Below are 15,161 nucleotides of genomic sequence, written 5' to 3'. Positions count from 1 at the left end.
GAGCTGCCGGGAATATGCAGATGATGTCCGCGTGAGGCGGATCACAATATTCCTTGCAGGCATCGCTTTCGCTCGGGAAACAACGCAGTGGATGCGTAAGAGCGTAAAAGACACGCTCTAAGCACCAGCGTTGTTTCACGGCCTACTGCGGAACACTATGATCCGCCACACGCTGGTTTGAATCCGGGCAGAAGTTGTAATTTTCCGGCAAATCATCGGTGAACAGAGAGTTTGTTTTGGGGGATTGCGAAAACAGAAAAAAGAAGACGGACTTTATTGACAAAAGCAGTCAGTTCAACTGCAGTTATATGTCAGTAAAGTTCCGTCTTCTTTTCGTCTGCTTTCAATTTCACCTGGCGGCAGCGTATTTCTTTTTGTCCCAGGCAAGTGCAATGTACCCGGCGGCGACAGCGAGCATGGGGATGATGTCATGGCGGCCCAACGGATCTGATGCGATGGAATACACGAAATATGCTGTACAGATCAGCAAAACGGCAAGGATGATATTGTGAATTATTTTTCTCTGTACGGACATGTTAAAACCTCCCTGATTTTTTGATTTTGGCAGCTACAGACGCTGATCGAAATAGAAGGTGGCGATCAGTTCGATCAGATTGCGCGCTCCGATATAGATCAAAGCAAAAATTGAAACTCGCTGGAGTGTAATTGCTGTCTGCATACTTATAAAAAATGGTAAAACAACAATTAAAACGATCAAAAACGAATGCGCAAGATTCGCAGTATTATTTGCTTTTAATTGTATCAACTGCCACCGTTCATCTCCTTTGTATTCTATCTGTTTTCTGGCCTTAAAAACATATAGCCATATAGTGGCAATTCCGGCAATTGCAATAAAAAAGAGTAAGATAAGCTGTTCATTCATTTTCCTTCCTCCTCTCTGTGTTCAAAGACCTGGTCAATGGAAACATCAAAAGCTTCTGCGATCTTAAATGCAAGTTCCAGCGATGGCGTGTATTTGTACTTTTCAATTGAAATGACTGCCTGGCGTGAGATTCCGACTTTTTCTGCGAGATCAGCCTGTGTCCAGTCGCGTTCGGCCCTCAGTACTTTAATCTTATTCCATATCAAAGTCATGACTCCTTTCCAAAAAGTAATGAAATGGTTACATATAATGTAACGGATAGATTACATTTTGTCAATAGATAAATACACAAATTTTGATTTTTCGGGTAGCCTCGGTTTTCAGGCGTGCATACTTCCATTTTCTTTTTTTATTTCTACTGCTTTACCGTGTATCCCACGATCGGAAAAAGCCCAGCGTGGGAGTGGGGGATTTCCCCCACTTCCACGCGTACGCTTATCCAGCACTTTATCTAAAAATCTGTTCCAGTACTTTGTGAAATTATAACAAAATTCTTTCTCCCCACACAAAATGTTCTTACTTCTATGTGAAAAAGATGTTAAAATGTATACAATAAGACCGGAAAAGGCCGTTACACCGTTGTATCGGCCTTTCTTTGGCTATACTTTAGATATAAAAGATACAGTGGGAGAGGAGGAATAGGATGCTCAGCAGAGGAGATGCTGTCGTTTACAAATGCAGGGGACTTTACAAGGTGGAAGAAATCGGAACGCTGAATTTCCCTTATGTGGACCGGAAGAAACAGTATTATACTCTTCAGTCTGTTGAGAATGAGAAGGACAGGGCGTATGTGCCGACCGACGATTCGTCGAATATCCGCCCGCCGGTAAGCCGGGAGGAGGCGATGGAGTTGATCGGGCGTATGCCGGAGATTGAGATGCTTCATGTGAAAAACGAGAAATTCCGGGAACAGGAGTACAAGGCATGCATTGCAGATTACTGCCCGGAAAACTGGGTACGGGTTCTGAAGACAACATACAACCGCACGAAGAAGCGCGGCAGTATGACGAGTCTTGACCGGAAATACCAGATGCTGCTTGAACATGCACTGTACAGTGAGTTCTCCTTTGTACTCGGGGTGCCGGAAGGCCAGATGCCGGGATTTATCGCAGAGCATACGGAAGAGTCACATTCCTGACGGGATCATGCATACTCATGCCTGACAGGCCGTATGGGTACATGCCTGACAGAAGCGCTTGACAGGATCGCATCTTGCGCAAAAAGCATGTACATGATATACTTCTCCTGATAATCATTTTATTAGGAGGAGTTATTTTTATGGACGCGGACCCTGCGGGGAACACTATTTTGTTCGACTTGTTACTGTTGTTGTTCTTCACTTTGATGAACGCCTTTTTTGCCGGAGCGGAGATGGCTGTTGTCTCGGTTAATAAAAACCGGATACGAAGCCTTGCCGAGGAGGGCAATAAAAAGGCGAAAGTGATCGAGGGGCTTTTTGAGGATTCAACAAAGTTTCTCTCTACGATTCAGGTGGCGATTACGTTTGCGGGATTCTATTCCTCAGCATCTGCGGCAGCCAGCATTTCACCGGCTCTTGCGGAGTGGATGCGCGGAGTGGGAGTTCCATACAGTTCGCAGATTGCACATAACGGTGTGACTCTGCTGCTGATGTTCTTCAACCTTGTGTTTGGAGAGCTTGTGCCGAAACGGATCGCACTTCAGAAGGCGGAGGCATTCTGTATGCTGACTGTCATGCCGATTCACTATGTTTCGATTGTACTCTCACCGTTTATCAAACTTTTGTCTGTCTCGACGAAAATGGTGCTCAAACTGCTTCATATGAAGACGGAGGACCAGGAAGAAGCTGTTACAGAGGAGGAGATCAAAGCTCTTCTGAAAATGGGAAATGAGAGCGGCGCGTTTGACGATGACGAGCGTGAAATGATCGACTCGGTGTTTGCATTTGACGACAGGACGGCCCGGGAAATCATGGTTCCGAGAAGAGATGTAGTAACCATTGACATCGAAGAGCCTTTTGAGGAGATCATAGACGAGATACTGGAGACGAGACACAACAGGATACCGGTTTACGAAGAAAGCATTGACAACATTATCGGGGTTCTCCACGTCAAGGATGTGATGATCGAACTGCGGAAAAACAGTCCGGAAAAGCTGAATATCAGAGAGATGCTTCACGAGCCGTATTTTGTCCCTGAGACAAAAGAAGCGGACGAGCTGTTCCGTACGATGCAGGCAACGAGACATCACATGGCGATTCTTGTAGACGAATACGGCGGCTTTTCGGGAATTGTGACGATTGAAGATCTCGTTGAGGAGATCATGGGAGACATCAATGAAGAGTATGAGGAGGTTGTGCCTGAGATTGAGCCGGTCAGCGAGGATGAATACCGTCTGGACGGCGGACTTCTGATCGATGACCTGAATGAAGAACTCGGGCTGAAACTGGAGACTGAGAACTATGACACCCTGTCGGGATATCTGATCGAGAAGCTTGGTCATATTCCGGGAAAAGATGACAGAGATGTTATCGAGACGGACAATCTTGTCTTTAAAGTGGAAGAGGTAAAGGACAACCGTATCACGAAAGTCATGCTTAGGATTCTTCCGCCTCCGGAGACGGAAGACGATGAGGAGGAAAAGGGAGGAAAGAAAAAGCAGAGACGGACGTCCGACGAAGAGGAAACGGAATGACGAAGTGCAGACGAAAATGCACAGTCAGAAGAGAAGAACGGAGAGCATGAAACACAGAAAGGAGATGCAGTGAGTTATGAAGATGCTGTCGATTGAAGAGGAGCTTAAAAACAATTCTTATCCGGGAAGAGGAATTGTTATCGGAAAGACACCGGACGGGAAAAAAGCTGTTACGGCATACTTTATTATGGGCCGCAGTGAGAACAGCAGAAACCGCATTTTTGTGGAGGATGGGGAAGGAATCCGGACGCAGGCTTTCGATCCGTCCAAACTTACAGACCCGAGTCTGATCATCTACGCGCCGGTACGGGTTCTTGGGAATAAGACGATTGTGACCAACGGGGATCAGACGGACACAATTTATGAGGGAATGGATAAGCAGCTCACCTTTGAACAGTCACTTCGCACGCGGGAGTTTGAACCGGACGGTCCGAACTACACGCCGCGCATCTCCGGAATTATGCATATAGAAAACGGAACGTACAACTATGCCATGTCAATCTTAAAGAGCAGGGACGGAAATCCTGACGGATGCAGCAGGTATACATTCGCCTATGAAAATCCGGCGGCAGGAGAGGGGCATTTTATTCACACATATATGTGCGACGGAAACCCGCTTCCGAGCTTTGAGGGAGAGCCGAAACGGATCGGCATACCGGATGACATGGAAGCGTTTACGGACCTTCTGTGGAACAGCCTGAACGAGGACAATAAAGTTTCACTTTTCGTCCGCTATATTGATATCGAGACAGGAAACTATGAGACAAAGATCGTGAACAAAAACGAGAAATAAAAGCAGAGAAGGAGCGGATGAAAACATGAAAGAATTAGAACTGAAATACGGATGCAACCCGAACCAGAAACCGTCGAAAATCTATATGAGAGACGGAAAAGATCTTCCGATCCAGGTGCTCTGCGGACGCCCGGGATACATTAATTTTCTGGATGCGTTCAACGGCTGGCAGCTCGTGTCCGAGATGAAGAAAGCGACCGGACTTCCGGCTGCGACTTCGTTTAAGCACGTTTCTCCGGCAGGAGCGGCGGTCGGACTTCCGCTTACCGAGACGCTGGCGAAGATTTACTGGGTGGATGATCTGGGAGAACTCTCTCCGCTTGCGTGTGCATATGCGAGAGCGAGAGGTGCGGACAGAATGTCATCCTTCGGTGATTTTATCGCGCTGTCTGACATCTGCGACGTGGATACGGCGCGTCTGATCAAAAGAGAGGTGTCCGACGGCGTCATCGCCCCGGGGTATGAACCGGAGGCGCTGGAGCTGCTCAGACAGAAGAAAAAGGGAAACTACAATGTGATCCAGATCGATCCGGATTATGTACCGGACCCGCTTGAACACAAGGAAGTGTTCGGAATCACTTTTGAACAGGGAAGAAATGAGCTCAATATTGACAAAGATTTCTTCTCTGATATTGTGACGGAAAACAAAGATCTCCCCGAGGCGGCGAAGGTTGATCTGGCGATTGCCATGATTACGCTGAAATACACACAGTCCAACTCTGTATGTTATGTAAAAGACGGACAGGCAATCGGAATCGGAGCAGGACAGCAGTCCCGTATCCACTGCACGCGTCTGGCAGGACAGAAAGCGGACAACTGGTGGCTCAGACAGTCTCCGAAGGTGCTTGGCCTTCAGTTCAAAGAGGGAATCAAGCGCGCAGACCGTGACAATGCAATCGACCTGTATATCGGAGAAGAGTACATGGATGTGCTCGCGGACGGCGCATGGGAGAACATTTTTGAAGTGAAGCCGGATGTATTTACAAGGGAAGAGAAGAGAGAATGGCTCGACAAAATGACAGATGTCGCGCTTGGATCAGACGCGTTCTTCCCGTTTGGCGACAATATTGAGCGGGCGCATAAGAGCGGCGTGAAATATATCGCGCAGCCGGGCGGATCAGTGAGAGACGACAATGTGATCGACACATGCAACAAGTACGGCATGGTGATGGCATTTACCGGAATCCGTCTGTTCCACCACTAGAAACAGCGGAAAGGGAGAGGGTTATGGTACTGGAGACGAGAAGCCCGGAAGAGACGTTTCACGTAGGCATGAGACTTGGCCAGGAGGCGTACGCGGGGCAGGTTTTCACGCTGACAGGAGATCTGGGCGTGGGAAAGACGGTTTTCACCCAGGGACTGGCGAAAGGTCTTGGAATTGAAGAGGCGGTGAACAGCCCCACATTTACCATTGTACAGGAATATGACGGGGGCAGGCTTCCGTTTTACCATTTTGACGTCTACCGGATCGGAGACGTGGAAGAGATGGAAGAAGTCGGTTTTGACGACTATGTGATGGGAGAAGGGGTATCCCTGATCGAGTGGGCGAATCTGATCGAGGAGATCCTGCCGGAAAAGCGCACGGAAGTCCTGATTGAAAAGGATTTGTCCCAGGGGTTTGACTACCGCAGGATTACGATCCGGGAAATTCCCTGAAGATTTTGAAGGAAACAGATAGGAAGCGGGAGACAGATATGAGAGTATTGGCGATAGACAGCTCGGGGCTGACAGCCACAGTGGCGGTCGTAGAGGACGAGACGACGATCGCAGAATATACAATTAACTATAAAAAGACACATTCGCAGACGCTTCTGCCGATGATCGATGAGATGACGAAGATGGTGGAGGTGGATCTCTCCACTCTGGATGCAATCGCTGTGTCGGGAGGTCCGGGATCGTTTACCGGTCTCCGCATCGGATCCGCAACGGCGAAGGGACTGGGGCTTGCACTTGGCAGGCCCCTCATCCATGTGCCCACGGTGGACGCGATGGCGTACAGTCTTTTCGGGTGTGAGGACATTATCTGCCCGATTATGGATGCGAGAAGAAAGCAGGTATATACAGGCATTTATACCTTTGAACATGGAAAAAGCGAAGACGGCGCATACCTGGACAGGCCGGTCTTCAAAGTGATCCGTGTACAGATGGCAGTTTCCGTGGAAGAGCTGATCCGCAGGCTGAATATTTACGGCAGGCGTGTCGTCTTCCTGGGGGACGGTGTTCCGGTGTATTCGGATATGCTGGCGGAGGGGCTGAAGGTGCCTTATTATTTTGCACCCTCCTTTATGAACCGTCAGAGAGCTGCGGCAGTTGGGGCGCTCGGCATTGAGTATTTCCGCGCCGGAAGGTATGAGACGGCGGCGGAACATAAACCGGAGTATCTGCGTGTGTCCCAGGCGGAGCGCGAGCGGGCGGAACGGGAGAAGAAGGCGGTTCCGGAAGTTCGTACGATGACGATGGAAGATGCGGCCGCAGTGGCTGAGATGGAGCATCAGCTTTTCTCGGATGCGTGGAGTGAAAAATCGGTTCTGGAGACAGTGGGGCAGAAGAACGCTCTCTGCCTGATGGCGGAAAAAGCCGGAAGAAGGGCAGGGTATGTGCTGGCCTATGACGCGGCCGGCGAGGCGGAGATCGCCCGGATTGCCGTGCCGAAGGAGCTGCAGAGGCAGGGGGTAGGACGTGCCCTCCTTGCTGCGCTGGAAGAGGTCTGCAAAGAGAGGCAGATCACGAGAATCCTCCTCGATGTGCGCTGCGGAAACGAGGCGGCCCGCGGTCTGTACGAATCAGCCGGATACAGGGAGGACGGTGTGCGCCAGCACTTTTATGAGAATCCGCAGGAGGATGCGATTCTGATGAGCAGAAGTCTGGAAGACACCAGCAGTTCCCAGTAGGAATCCGGCTGCTGATCCGATATACTGTAGGCGTGACAAAAACAGAAACTGCAGTTTTGCAGACTGCGCTCACGAATCAGAAGGCAGAAGAGAAGTCTTTTATGAAAGATCTGCCGGCTCGTGAGGATTTACAGGAGGAGAATTGTATGCGCCAGTATCAATCGAGAGAGACAAAAGAGACGAAAAAAGAGTTAAATAAAATTATCTGCAACCGGTGCGGAAAGGAGATCCCGGTCGGCGCTGTCCCTTCGGAAGGTGTTTTCAGCGTGGACTACAAGTGGGGATACCCCTCGGAGAAAGACGGACAGAGACACAGGTTTGATCTGTGTGAGGAGTGCTACGACAGCCTTCTCGCCTCTTTTAAGATCCCGGCGGAGACTGCAGAGGAATAAGACAGAGGAATGTTATGTTAGATGTATGTTTGCTCGGGTGCGGCGGCATGATGCCGCTCCCTTACCGCTATCTGACAGCGCTCATGACCCGTTTTAACGGCAGCAGCCTGCTCATAGACTGCGGGGAGGGCACGCAGATTGCGATAAAAGAAAAAGGGTGGAGTTTCAAGCCGATCGACGTGATCTGCTTTACTCACTATCACGGTGATCACATCAGCGGACTTCCGGGACTGCTTCTCACGATGGGAAACGCAGACCGGACGGAACCGCTTACCCTGATCGGGCCCAAAGGCCTGGAGAGGGTGGTGAGCTGTCTGCGAGTGATCGCGCCGGAGCTCCCTTTCCCGATTGTGTTTAAGGAGATTGAGGGGCCGGAGCAGACATTTGAGATGAACGGATACCGCATAAAGGCGTTTCGTGTCAATCATAACGTTCTCTGCTACGGCTATACCCTTGAGATCGACCGTGCCGGGAAGTTTGACGCCGCAAAAGCAAAGGAGCAGAATATTCCGCTGAAATACTGGAGCAGGCTCCAGAGCGGAGAGGTGATCGAAAACGAAGACGGAAGGTTCACGCCGGATATGGTTCTCGGACCGCCGCGAAAAGGAATCAAACTTACCTATGCGACCGATACCCGTCCTACGGAATCGATCCGCAAAAACGTGAAGGATTCCGATCTCTTCATCTGTGAGGGAATGTACGGGGAGAAGGACAAGGCGGCGAAGGCAGCAGAGTATAAACACATGACATTTTACGAGGCTGCGGAGATTGCCCGCGGAGGCAATGTTGGAGAGATGTGGCTGACACATTACAGCCCTTCTCTTACAAGACCGGAGCCGTATATGGATGAAGTGCGCCGGATATTCCCCGGGGCAAAGGCCGGAAAAGACGGAATGTCGGCGGAACTGAAGTTTGAAGACGAGAGAGGCGCAAAATGAAAGAGATAAGAGACATCAATATTCTGGCAATAGAGAGTTCGTGTGACGAGACTGCGGCAGCGGTCGTCCACAATGGGAGAGAAGTGCTCTCCAATATTATTTCTTCCCAGATCGACCTGCACAAGCTGTACGGCGGTGTGGTGCCGGAGATCGCCTCGCGGAAACATATCGAGAAGATCAACCAGGTGATCGAGGAGGCGCTGAAAGAAGCGCAGACTACGCTCGATGACATCGATGTGGTCGCTGTGACGTACGGCCCCGGGCTTGTGGGCGCTCTCCTTGTGGGAGTGGCCGAGGCGAAGGCGATTGCGTTTGCCCGGAATCTGCCTCTTGTGGGCGTGCATCATATCGAAGGACATATTTCAGCCAATTATATCGAGCACCCGGATCTGGAACCGCCGTTTCTCTGCCTTGTGGCGTCCGGCGGACACACCCATCTCGTGAAAGTGGAAGATTACGGTAAATATGAGATCCTGGGACGGACGAGAGACGATGCCGCGGGAGAGGCGTATGACAAGGTGGCCCGCGCCATCGGGCTCGGCTACCCGGGCGGCCCGAAGATTGACCGGATCGCGAAAGAGGGCAATCCGGATGCGGTGAAATTCCCGAAAGCGCGGATCGACGGGGCGGAGTATGACTTCAGTTTCAGCGGGCTCAAATCTGCTGTGCTTAACTATATCAACGGATGTAAAATGAAGGGCGAGAGTTTTGACCCGGCGGATATCGCTGCGTCTTTCCAGAAAGCAGTGGTAGAGGTGCTGGTGGAGAATTCCATGAAAGCGGCTGCGGATTTCGGAATATATAAATTTGCAATCGCGGGGGGCGTGGCGTCCAATACAGCTCTGCGCGCGGCGATGAAAGAGGCGTGTGCGAAAAGAGAGATCCGGTTTTATCATCCGTCCCCGATTTACTGCACTGACAATGCGGCGATGATCGGTGCTGCGGCATTTTACGAGTACCTCGCCGGGACAAGGCATGGATGGGACTTAAACGCGGTGCCGAATCTGAAACTGGGCGAGCGGTAGAGAAAAAGAAGTGGCATCCGGCGAATCAGGAGGAAGATGCGTGATGGCGGAAAAGAAATACTGCACGGCCATCGTTCTTGCTGCGGGCAGCGGCAGAAGGATGGGGACAAAAGTACATAAACAGTATCTCATTCTCAAAGGAAAGCCCGTACTGTATTATTCGCTGAAGACGTTTCAGGATTCCGGGCGGATCGATGAGATTATCCTTGTGACAGGGAGCGGGGAAGAGGAGTTCTGCCGCCGGGAGATCACGGAGAAATTCGGCATCACAAAGGTGAAAAAGATCATCCCCGGAGGGGCGGAGCGCTATCATTCCGTCTGGAACGGGCTTAAGGAGACGAAGCCCGGCTATGTCTTCATCCATGACGGCGCCCGGCCCTTTGTGACGGATGAGATGATTCAGAGAGCGTATGACTGCGTGAGAGAGAACCGCGCTTGTGTGGCGGGGATGCCGTCAAAAGATACCGTCAAGATCGTCGATGAGGCGGGAACGGTAGTTGAAACGCCGGACAGAAAACGTGTGTGGCAGGTTCAGACGCCTCAGGTGTTTGAGACGGAGCTTGTGAAAAAGGCGTATTCCATGCTCATGGAAAAGGACGACATCTCTGTGACGGATGACGCGATGGTGGTGGAGCAGATGCTGGGGCTTCCGGTGCGGCTGTTTGAAGGGTCATATCAGAATATTAAGATTACGACGCCGGAAGATCTGGATATTGCGGATGTGTTTTTGAAGTAAGAGCGGAAAGATTATACAGAAATGAAAGTTTTGCCAATAGGGTATTGACAGCCCTTTTCCCTCTGTGCTAGAATAATTCACGTCGCACGGGGAAATATAGTAAGGCACATGCGGCGTAATATATGGAGAGGTATCGAAGTGGTCATAACGAGGCGGTCTTGAAAACCGTTTGTCCGAAAGGGCGCGTGGGTTCGAATCCCACCCTCTCCGCTCATAATATTTTCAGAAAGTCTGCACATCGCAGGCTTTTTTTATTTCCGGAGCGGACTGTAAGAAGTATGCTGATTTATAATATTTTCTATATTTCGGTTGTCAATGATATCCGGTTTATGGGAAGTATGAAGACGATCGGAATGACGGGAAAACAGGTGCGGTCCATGCTGAACTGGCAGGTGGTGCGGCTTGCAGCGGCGGGAATACTGGCCGGAACTCTTGCCGGTACAGGGCTGAACGTGCTTGTAATCCGGCTCCTGGCCGATGCGCAGCTTTCGTTTGCACGTTATTATGAAGTCGGCGGATCTCTTGTATATGCGGCAGCGGCGGGCGCATTTTTTGCGGCGGTCACAGTCTGCATCAGCAGCCGGAAAGCGCTGTCTCTCGCGGCAAAGGTGTCTCCAGTCGAGGCGGCAAGATTCCGCGCATCGGGAAAGAAAAAGAAAGTGTTCGCAGTGATCTCATTTGCCTTAAGCGGCATTCTGTTCTGTGCGTTGTTTACCGCATTCGTCGGATACGACACGGAATGGATGGCGGACCGCATGAACGAAGCGGACTACAAAGTGTATCAGTATCATGCGGATCAGGTGATGGATGACCCGTATGAGCCGATAGATATGGAGTTTGCACAGAAAGTTGCGGATGTGGATTTCGCGGATGAGAGTTATATTTATTACCGCGCTTCCAACATCGGCGCCGAGCCGGACGACGGAGTCTATCCGGAGGCTCTCGGAGCTGTGAAGTTTGAGGGGCGTATCCGGGAAGTGGCCGAGGAAGAGATGGAGCTGACCGGAGTAAATGAGACGTGGGCCAGTGAGGTTTCCGGCGTGTTGGAGAGCGGCTCGGATTACGAGACGGGAATCCTCGGGATGGATGCGTCTGCACTGCCCATGGAGGCGAAAAATCTGAACGTATATGACGGGGAACTGGATCCGGAGAAGTTTGCTTCCGGTGACTATTTGATCTATCAGTCAGTCAATACACTTTTCGCGGGAGAAGACTTTGAATACAGCGGGATGAACGCCGGGGAGGAGATTACGCTTTCCTTTGCAGTACCGGGGACGGACAGCTATGTTGAAAAGACGTTCACAGTTATGGCGGTGGTCGGGACAAAACCGGACTGCTATGCAGGAGAAATGGCTACGGGTACCGTTCAGCTCGTGATTTCCGACGATGCATTCCGTGAGATATACGGGGAACAGGCGGATCAGATGGTGAGCAGTATTCTGATCAATACGTCCGGTCAGGATGAGGCGGCATATCAGGCGGAGCTGGAAGATATGGTGAAAGAAAGTCTGAATACACAGATCCGGGTGACTTCAAAATACGAGACACGGCTGAGTGAAGAATCCCAGAAAACACAGAAGGTATGTATCGGTATCTTTGTGGGAATTATCGTCGGTCTGATTGGCATGGCGAATATTGTCAATACTCTTGTGACCGGTGTGCTTTCAAGAAAGATTGAATATGCGGCACTTCAGTCTGTCGGAATGACAAAGCGGCAGATGGCAGGGGATATTTTTGTTCAGGGGATGAAGATGATTCTGATCAGCCTTGTTATTCTGGTTCCGCTCGGCTATCCGGTGACGCAGATGCTCTCGCAGTATCCGCTTTCAACGGGATTCAGACCGGAGCTGTATGCGGTATCCATTGCCATGGTGACGGTGGCGGGGGTTCTGCTTGCGGCGGCGGTGTCCGGAATACTGACGGAGACGCTGAACAGGAAGACAGTTGTAGAGAGGCTGAGAGAAGCGGAGTAAAAGAGCTGGTGCGGAAAAGTGACGGGAGAACAGGCGGAATGGAGGCGGGAAAATGTATCGGATTTTAGTGGTGGAGGACGATGCTGTTTTAAGGAACGGCATCGTATACTCCCTGAAAAAGGAAGGTTACGAGTCAGTGGCGGCGGGCAGTTTAAAGGAAATGAAAGAACAACTGTCCCGGCCTGTGGATGCGGTTCTTCTGGATGTGTCTCTTGCGGACGGAGACAGCCGGAACTATCTTGAGGCTCACCGCCGGGAGGTGAAGGCTCCGGTTATTTTCCTGACTGCCCGCAGTGCAGAACGGGATCAGATCCGGGGGTTTGATGCGGGAGCGGACGATTATGTTACCAAACCGTTTTCCATCCCTCTTCTCCTGAGAAGACTGCGTGCTGTACTCAGAAGGAACGCCAGGGAAGAGGATGGCCTGTACCGGACAGAAGACCTGACCTATGATTTTCATACAAAGACGCTGAAAAAAGCAGGGGAGCCAGTCGCTCTGAGCAGGACGGAGATCAGAATTCTGGAGATACTGATTGAGAACCGGAATCAGGTTCTCACATGGGAGACGATGCTCGAAAAGATATGGGACATCGACGGAAATTTCGTGGATAAAAATACACTGAGCGCAAATATTGCAAGACTCAGGGGGAAGATTGAAGAAGACAGGAAGAATCCCAGACACATACTGAATGTGTTTGGAATCGGTTATAAGTGGAGCGATGAAAATGGAAAATAACAGGGAAATCGTGGGTTGGACAGTAAAAATGGCACTGGCAGTCTGGGCTTTGTCCCTGGCTGCATTTGCTATTATATGTACATATATGGAGAGCAGGACAGCAATTGTCCTGTACGGTGTGTGGAATCTGTTCGTTTTCGGGTGCGCGTATATACGGATAAGCCGGAATGTGACACGTGTACTGGGAAAAGTAGACGAATGCATCCAGAGTATGATTGCCGGTGATCCGAAAGAAGAGTTTTCCCCGCAGGAAGAGTCTGTTCTCGGGAAGTTTCAGTTCCAGAATGGGAAACTGTATGAGATGCTGAATGGGGCGAGAGAGCGGGAAGAAAAGCAGCACAGAGAACTGAGTGGCATGATCGCGGCTCTGGTTCATCAGGTGAACACACCGCTTACAAATATTCAGATGTACTGCGGCTTCCTTGTGCAGGATGAGCTTCCGCAGAAAGACAGGGAGCAGATCTGCGAAGTGATTCAGGCACAGGTGGAGAAACTTGGGTGGTTCGCGGAAGGGTTTACGAAGACGATGCGTCTTGAAGACGACATCAGGCGGCTTAACCCGGCGGGACAGCCGGGTTAAGCCGCGGTGCTGAGCGCGATTGACCAGATTTCTCTCAAGGCGAAAGCAAATGGCAATGAAGTGAGTTTTTCCGGAAGCCAGGAAGTCTGCGCGTTCTATGACAGGCGCTGGACAGAAGAGGCCGTGTTCAATATTCTCGACAATGCGGTGAAATACGGCGGAAAAGGAATGCCGGTGAAGGTCAGCATTACTGTATACGAACTGTTTGTACGCATTGACATTACAAGTTATGGCCAGGTGATTCCGCAGAGTGAATATCCAAAAATATTCATGCGTTATTACCGCGGGGAAAATGCAGCGTTTATAAAAGAGGGAATCGGCCTGGGACTTTATCTGGCCAGAGAGATTGTGGCGGAACAGGGCGGCTATATAAAAGTCCGGAATGAGGGGAAGATCGGGAACACTTTCAGCGTGTTTCTGAGAAAGCAGTAAGACGAGCAGTAAGATGTTTTGAAAAAAATGAAAAAAGTACTGGACAACTGCTCGAATATCGTGTATATTAAATGACGGACATTTTGGAGAAGTACCCAAGCTGGCCGAAGGGGCTCCCCTGGAAAGGGAGTAGGTCGTTAATAGCGGCGCGAGGGTTCAAATCCCTCCTTCTCCGTTTGATATTTTCTCAAAAAACTACTGGAATATGCCAGTAGTTTTTATATGTTTTATGCTGTGAAAATTATGAAAAAGTGCAGTGTGTTGTATTGCATGGCTTTCAGAGAGAGCATCCATATGAAGAACAGTGTTAAGCTATATAAATGAAGGGTAAATATTGAGATAATATCATGTAAAAAATACCAGATATGGTACCGTCCAAAAAGAGGAAAAAAATGGACAAAAAATGTTGAAAAACAGTTGACAGATAATGTCACAAAGTGGTATTATATCTAAGCTGACTCGTGCGAGGCAGCGAAAAACAAAGAAAAATAAAAAAAGTTCTTGACAAACGAAAACTGCTTTGGTATAATAAATAAGCTGTCGCTTGAAAAGAACGACAGGAACCTTGATAACTGAACAATAGACAACAACCCTTGAAAATTTCTTTGAAGAGAAAATTTCTAAGAACGGTTTTAACAAACCATTAACACAGTAAAGGGATAGAATTGCCAGCAGGTAATTCTTGAACAGAACAAACACTTTTAACGAGAGTTTGATCCTGGCTCAGGATGAACGCTGGCGGCGTGCCTAACACATGCAAGTCGAGCGAAGCACTTTACTTTGATTCTTCGGATGAAGAGTTTTGTGACTGAGCGGCGGACGGGTGAGTAACGCGTGGGTAACCTGCCTCATACAGGGGGATAACAGTTAGAAATGACTGCTAATACCGCATAAGACCACGGTGTCGCATGACACAGTGGTAAAAACTCCGGTGGTATGAGATGGACCCGCGTCTGATTAGCTAGTTGGTAAGGTAACGGCTTACCAAGGCGACGATCAGTAGCCGACCTGAGAGGGTGACCGGCCACATTGGGACTGAGACACGGCCCAAACTCCTACGGGAGGCAGCAGTGGGGAATATTGCACAATGGGGGAAACCCTGATGCAGC

Annotated in this window: 17 protein-coding genes, 2 tRNA genes and 1 rRNA gene; 17 read left to right on the top strand and 3 right to left on the bottom strand. The window is 50.0% G+C overall.

All coding sequences use genetic code 11. The features are described 5' to 3' along the window. Window positions 1-349 precede the first annotated feature (349 nt). The 3 genes from LKD70_RS11635 to LKD70_RS11625 are packed head-to-tail and all read right to left on the bottom strand — an operon-like array spanning window position 350 to window position 1,089. Complete coding sequence (locus LKD70_RS11635) at window positions 350-535, bottom strand: hypothetical protein (protein ID WP_227708202.1); 186 nt, start codon at window positions 533-535, stop codon at window positions 350-352. Window positions 536-568: 33 nt separating this feature from the next. Then, window positions 569-883 carry a hypothetical protein gene (locus LKD70_RS11630; protein WP_227708201.1) on the bottom strand — a complete coding sequence of 105 codons (315 nt, stop codon included), beginning with the start codon at window positions 881-883 and terminating at the stop codon, window positions 569-571. Next, on the bottom strand, window positions 880-1,089 hold the full coding sequence (locus LKD70_RS11625) for a helix-turn-helix transcriptional regulator (RefSeq protein WP_227708200.1): 210 nt from the start codon (window positions 1,087-1,089) through the stop codon (window positions 880-882). Before LKD70_RS11625 ends, LKD70_RS11630 begins: the two co-directional genes overlap by 4 nt. A gap of 437 nt (window positions 1,090-1,526) precedes the next feature. On the opposite strand from LKD70_RS11625, the gene LKD70_RS11620 reads away from it, so the two are divergent. The 17 genes from LKD70_RS11620 to LKD70_RS11540 all read left to right on the top strand — a co-directional run. Further along, window positions 1,527-2,021 (top strand): CarD family transcriptional regulator, encoded by a 495-nt coding sequence (locus LKD70_RS11620; RefSeq protein ID WP_227708199.1) that lies wholly within the window; start codon window positions 1,527-1,529, stop codon window positions 2,019-2,021. A gap of 140 nt (window positions 2,022-2,161) precedes the next feature. Next, window positions 2,162-3,556: a hemolysin family protein gene (locus tag LKD70_RS11615; RefSeq protein ID WP_227708198.1), complete on the top strand. Its 1,395-nt coding sequence runs from the start codon at window positions 2,162-2,164 to the stop codon at window positions 3,554-3,556. Window positions 3,557-3,632: 76 nt separating this feature from the next. Further along, window positions 3,633-4,349, top strand: coding sequence for an IMP cyclohydrolase (locus LKD70_RS11610; RefSeq protein WP_227708197.1), 717 nt, complete (start codon window positions 3,633-3,635; stop codon window positions 4,347-4,349). Between the two features lie 25 nt (window positions 4,350-4,374). Continuing rightward, window positions 4,375-5,553 (top strand): phosphoribosylaminoimidazolecarboxamide formyltransferase, encoded by a 1,179-nt coding sequence (locus LKD70_RS11605; RefSeq protein ID WP_227708196.1) that lies wholly within the window; start codon window positions 4,375-4,377, stop codon window positions 5,551-5,553. A 23-nt stretch (window positions 5,554-5,576) separates the two neighbouring features. Further along, window positions 5,577-6,005: a tRNA (adenosine(37)-N6)-threonylcarbamoyltransferase complex ATPase subunit type 1 TsaE gene (gene tsaE, locus LKD70_RS11600; RefSeq protein ID WP_227708195.1), complete on the top strand. Its 429-nt coding sequence runs from the start codon at window positions 5,577-5,579 to the stop codon at window positions 6,003-6,005. Window positions 6,006-6,043: 38 nt separating this feature from the next. Next, window positions 6,044-7,240 carry a tRNA (adenosine(37)-N6)-threonylcarbamoyltransferase complex dimerization subunit type 1 TsaB gene (gene tsaB, locus LKD70_RS11595; RefSeq protein WP_227708194.1) on the top strand — a complete coding sequence of 399 codons (1,197 nt, stop codon included), beginning with the start codon at window positions 6,044-6,046 and terminating at the stop codon, window positions 7,238-7,240. A 146-nt stretch (window positions 7,241-7,386) separates the two neighbouring features. Then, window positions 7,387-7,632, top strand: coding sequence for a hypothetical protein (locus LKD70_RS11590; protein WP_227708193.1), 246 nt, complete (start codon window positions 7,387-7,389; stop codon window positions 7,630-7,632). A gap of 14 nt (window positions 7,633-7,646) precedes the next feature. After that, window positions 7,647-8,570 (top strand): ribonuclease Z, encoded by a 924-nt coding sequence (locus tag LKD70_RS11585; protein ID WP_227708192.1) that lies wholly within the window; start codon window positions 7,647-7,649, stop codon window positions 8,568-8,570. After that, window positions 8,567-9,595 carry a tRNA (adenosine(37)-N6)-threonylcarbamoyltransferase complex transferase subunit TsaD gene (gene tsaD, locus LKD70_RS11580; RefSeq protein WP_227708191.1) on the top strand — a complete coding sequence of 343 codons (1,029 nt, stop codon included), beginning with the start codon at window positions 8,567-8,569 and terminating at the stop codon, window positions 9,593-9,595. Before LKD70_RS11585 ends, tsaD begins: the two co-directional genes overlap by 4 nt. A gap of 43 nt (window positions 9,596-9,638) precedes the next feature. Then, entirely contained in the window at window positions 9,639-10,331 is a 693-nt protein-coding gene (gene ispD, locus LKD70_RS11575; RefSeq protein WP_227708190.1) for a 2-C-methyl-D-erythritol 4-phosphate cytidylyltransferase, read from the top strand. Window positions 10,332-10,455: 124 nt separating this feature from the next. Further along, a tRNA-Ser gene (locus LKD70_RS11570) sits at window positions 10,456-10,541 on the top strand. Window positions 10,542-10,609: 68 nt separating this feature from the next. Beyond that, window positions 10,610-12,304, top strand: a complete 1,695-nt coding sequence (locus LKD70_RS11565) for an ABC transporter permease (RefSeq protein WP_227708189.1) — start codon at window positions 10,610-10,612, stop codon at window positions 12,302-12,304. A gap of 52 nt (window positions 12,305-12,356) precedes the next feature. Then, window positions 12,357-13,040 carry a response regulator transcription factor gene (locus LKD70_RS11560; protein ID WP_227708188.1) on the top strand — a complete coding sequence of 228 codons (684 nt, stop codon included), beginning with the start codon at window positions 12,357-12,359 and terminating at the stop codon, window positions 13,038-13,040. Beyond that, the gene (locus LKD70_RS11555) at window positions 13,030-13,620 is read left to right on the top strand and encodes a histidine kinase dimerization/phospho-acceptor domain-containing protein (RefSeq protein ID WP_227708187.1); all 591 of its coding nucleotides are present in this window, start codon (window positions 13,030-13,032) and stop codon (window positions 13,618-13,620) included. The genes LKD70_RS11560 and LKD70_RS11555 overlap by 11 nt, the downstream gene beginning before the upstream one ends. Before the next feature lie 6 nt (window positions 13,621-13,626). Then, entirely contained in the window at window positions 13,627-14,052 is a 426-nt protein-coding gene (locus LKD70_RS11550; protein WP_227708186.1) for a sensor histidine kinase, read from the top strand. Between the two features lie 85 nt (window positions 14,053-14,137). Next, a tRNA-Ser gene (locus LKD70_RS11545) sits at window positions 14,138-14,227 on the top strand. Between the two features lie 525 nt (window positions 14,228-14,752). Further along, window positions 14,753-15,161: ribosomal RNA gene (locus tag LKD70_RS11540) — 16S ribosomal RNA — on the top strand; the annotation flags it as partial.

Origin of the sequence: Ruminococcus turbiniformis (genome assembly GCF_020687545.1) — a bacterium.
GTDB classification, from domain to species: Bacteria; Bacillota; Clostridia; order Lachnospirales; family Lachnospiraceae; genus Mediterraneibacter; species Mediterraneibacter turbiniformis.
This window is presented reverse-complemented; position numbering and strand designations above follow the sequence as displayed.

Bases quoted from the DNA above. Each gene is read 5' to 3' on its own strand.
- LKD70_RS11635 (WP_227708202.1), bottom strand. From the start codon at position 535: ATGTCCGTACAGAGAAAAATAATTCACAATATCATCCTTGCCGTTTTG.
- LKD70_RS11630 (WP_227708201.1), bottom strand. From the start codon at position 883: ATGAATGAACAGCTTATCTTACTCTTTTTTATTGCAATTGCCGGAATT.
- LKD70_RS11620 (WP_227708199.1), top strand. From the start codon at position 1,527: ATGCTCAGCAGAGGAGATGCTGTCGTTTACAAATGCAGGGGACTTTAC.
- LKD70_RS11615 (WP_227708198.1), top strand. From the start codon at position 2,162: ATGGACGCGGACCCTGCGGGGAACACTATTTTGTTCGACTTGTTACTG.
- LKD70_RS11610 (WP_227708197.1), top strand. From the start codon at position 3,633: ATGAAGATGCTGTCGATTGAAGAGGAGCTTAAAAACAATTCTTATCCG.
- LKD70_RS11605 (WP_227708196.1), top strand. From the start codon at position 4,375: ATGAAAGAATTAGAACTGAAATACGGATGCAACCCGAACCAGAAACCG.
- tsaE (WP_227708195.1), top strand. From the start codon at position 5,577: ATGGTACTGGAGACGAGAAGCCCGGAAGAGACGTTTCACGTAGGCATG.
- tsaB (WP_227708194.1), top strand. From the start codon at position 6,044: ATGAGAGTATTGGCGATAGACAGCTCGGGGCTGACAGCCACAGTGGCG.
- LKD70_RS11590 (WP_227708193.1), top strand. From the start codon at position 7,387: ATGCGCCAGTATCAATCGAGAGAGACAAAAGAGACGAAAAAAGAGTTA.
- LKD70_RS11585 (WP_227708192.1), top strand. From the start codon at position 7,647: ATGTTAGATGTATGTTTGCTCGGGTGCGGCGGCATGATGCCGCTCCCT.
- tsaD (WP_227708191.1), top strand. From the start codon at position 8,567: ATGAAAGAGATAAGAGACATCAATATTCTGGCAATAGAGAGTTCGTGT.
- ispD (WP_227708190.1), top strand. From the start codon at position 9,639: ATGGCGGAAAAGAAATACTGCACGGCCATCGTTCTTGCTGCGGGCAGC.
- LKD70_RS11565 (WP_227708189.1), top strand. From the start codon at position 10,610: ATGCTGATTTATAATATTTTCTATATTTCGGTTGTCAATGATATCCGG.
- LKD70_RS11560 (WP_227708188.1), top strand. From the start codon at position 12,357: ATGTATCGGATTTTAGTGGTGGAGGACGATGCTGTTTTAAGGAACGGC.
- LKD70_RS11555 (WP_227708187.1), top strand. From the start codon at position 13,030: ATGGAAAATAACAGGGAAATCGTGGGTTGGACAGTAAAAATGGCACTG.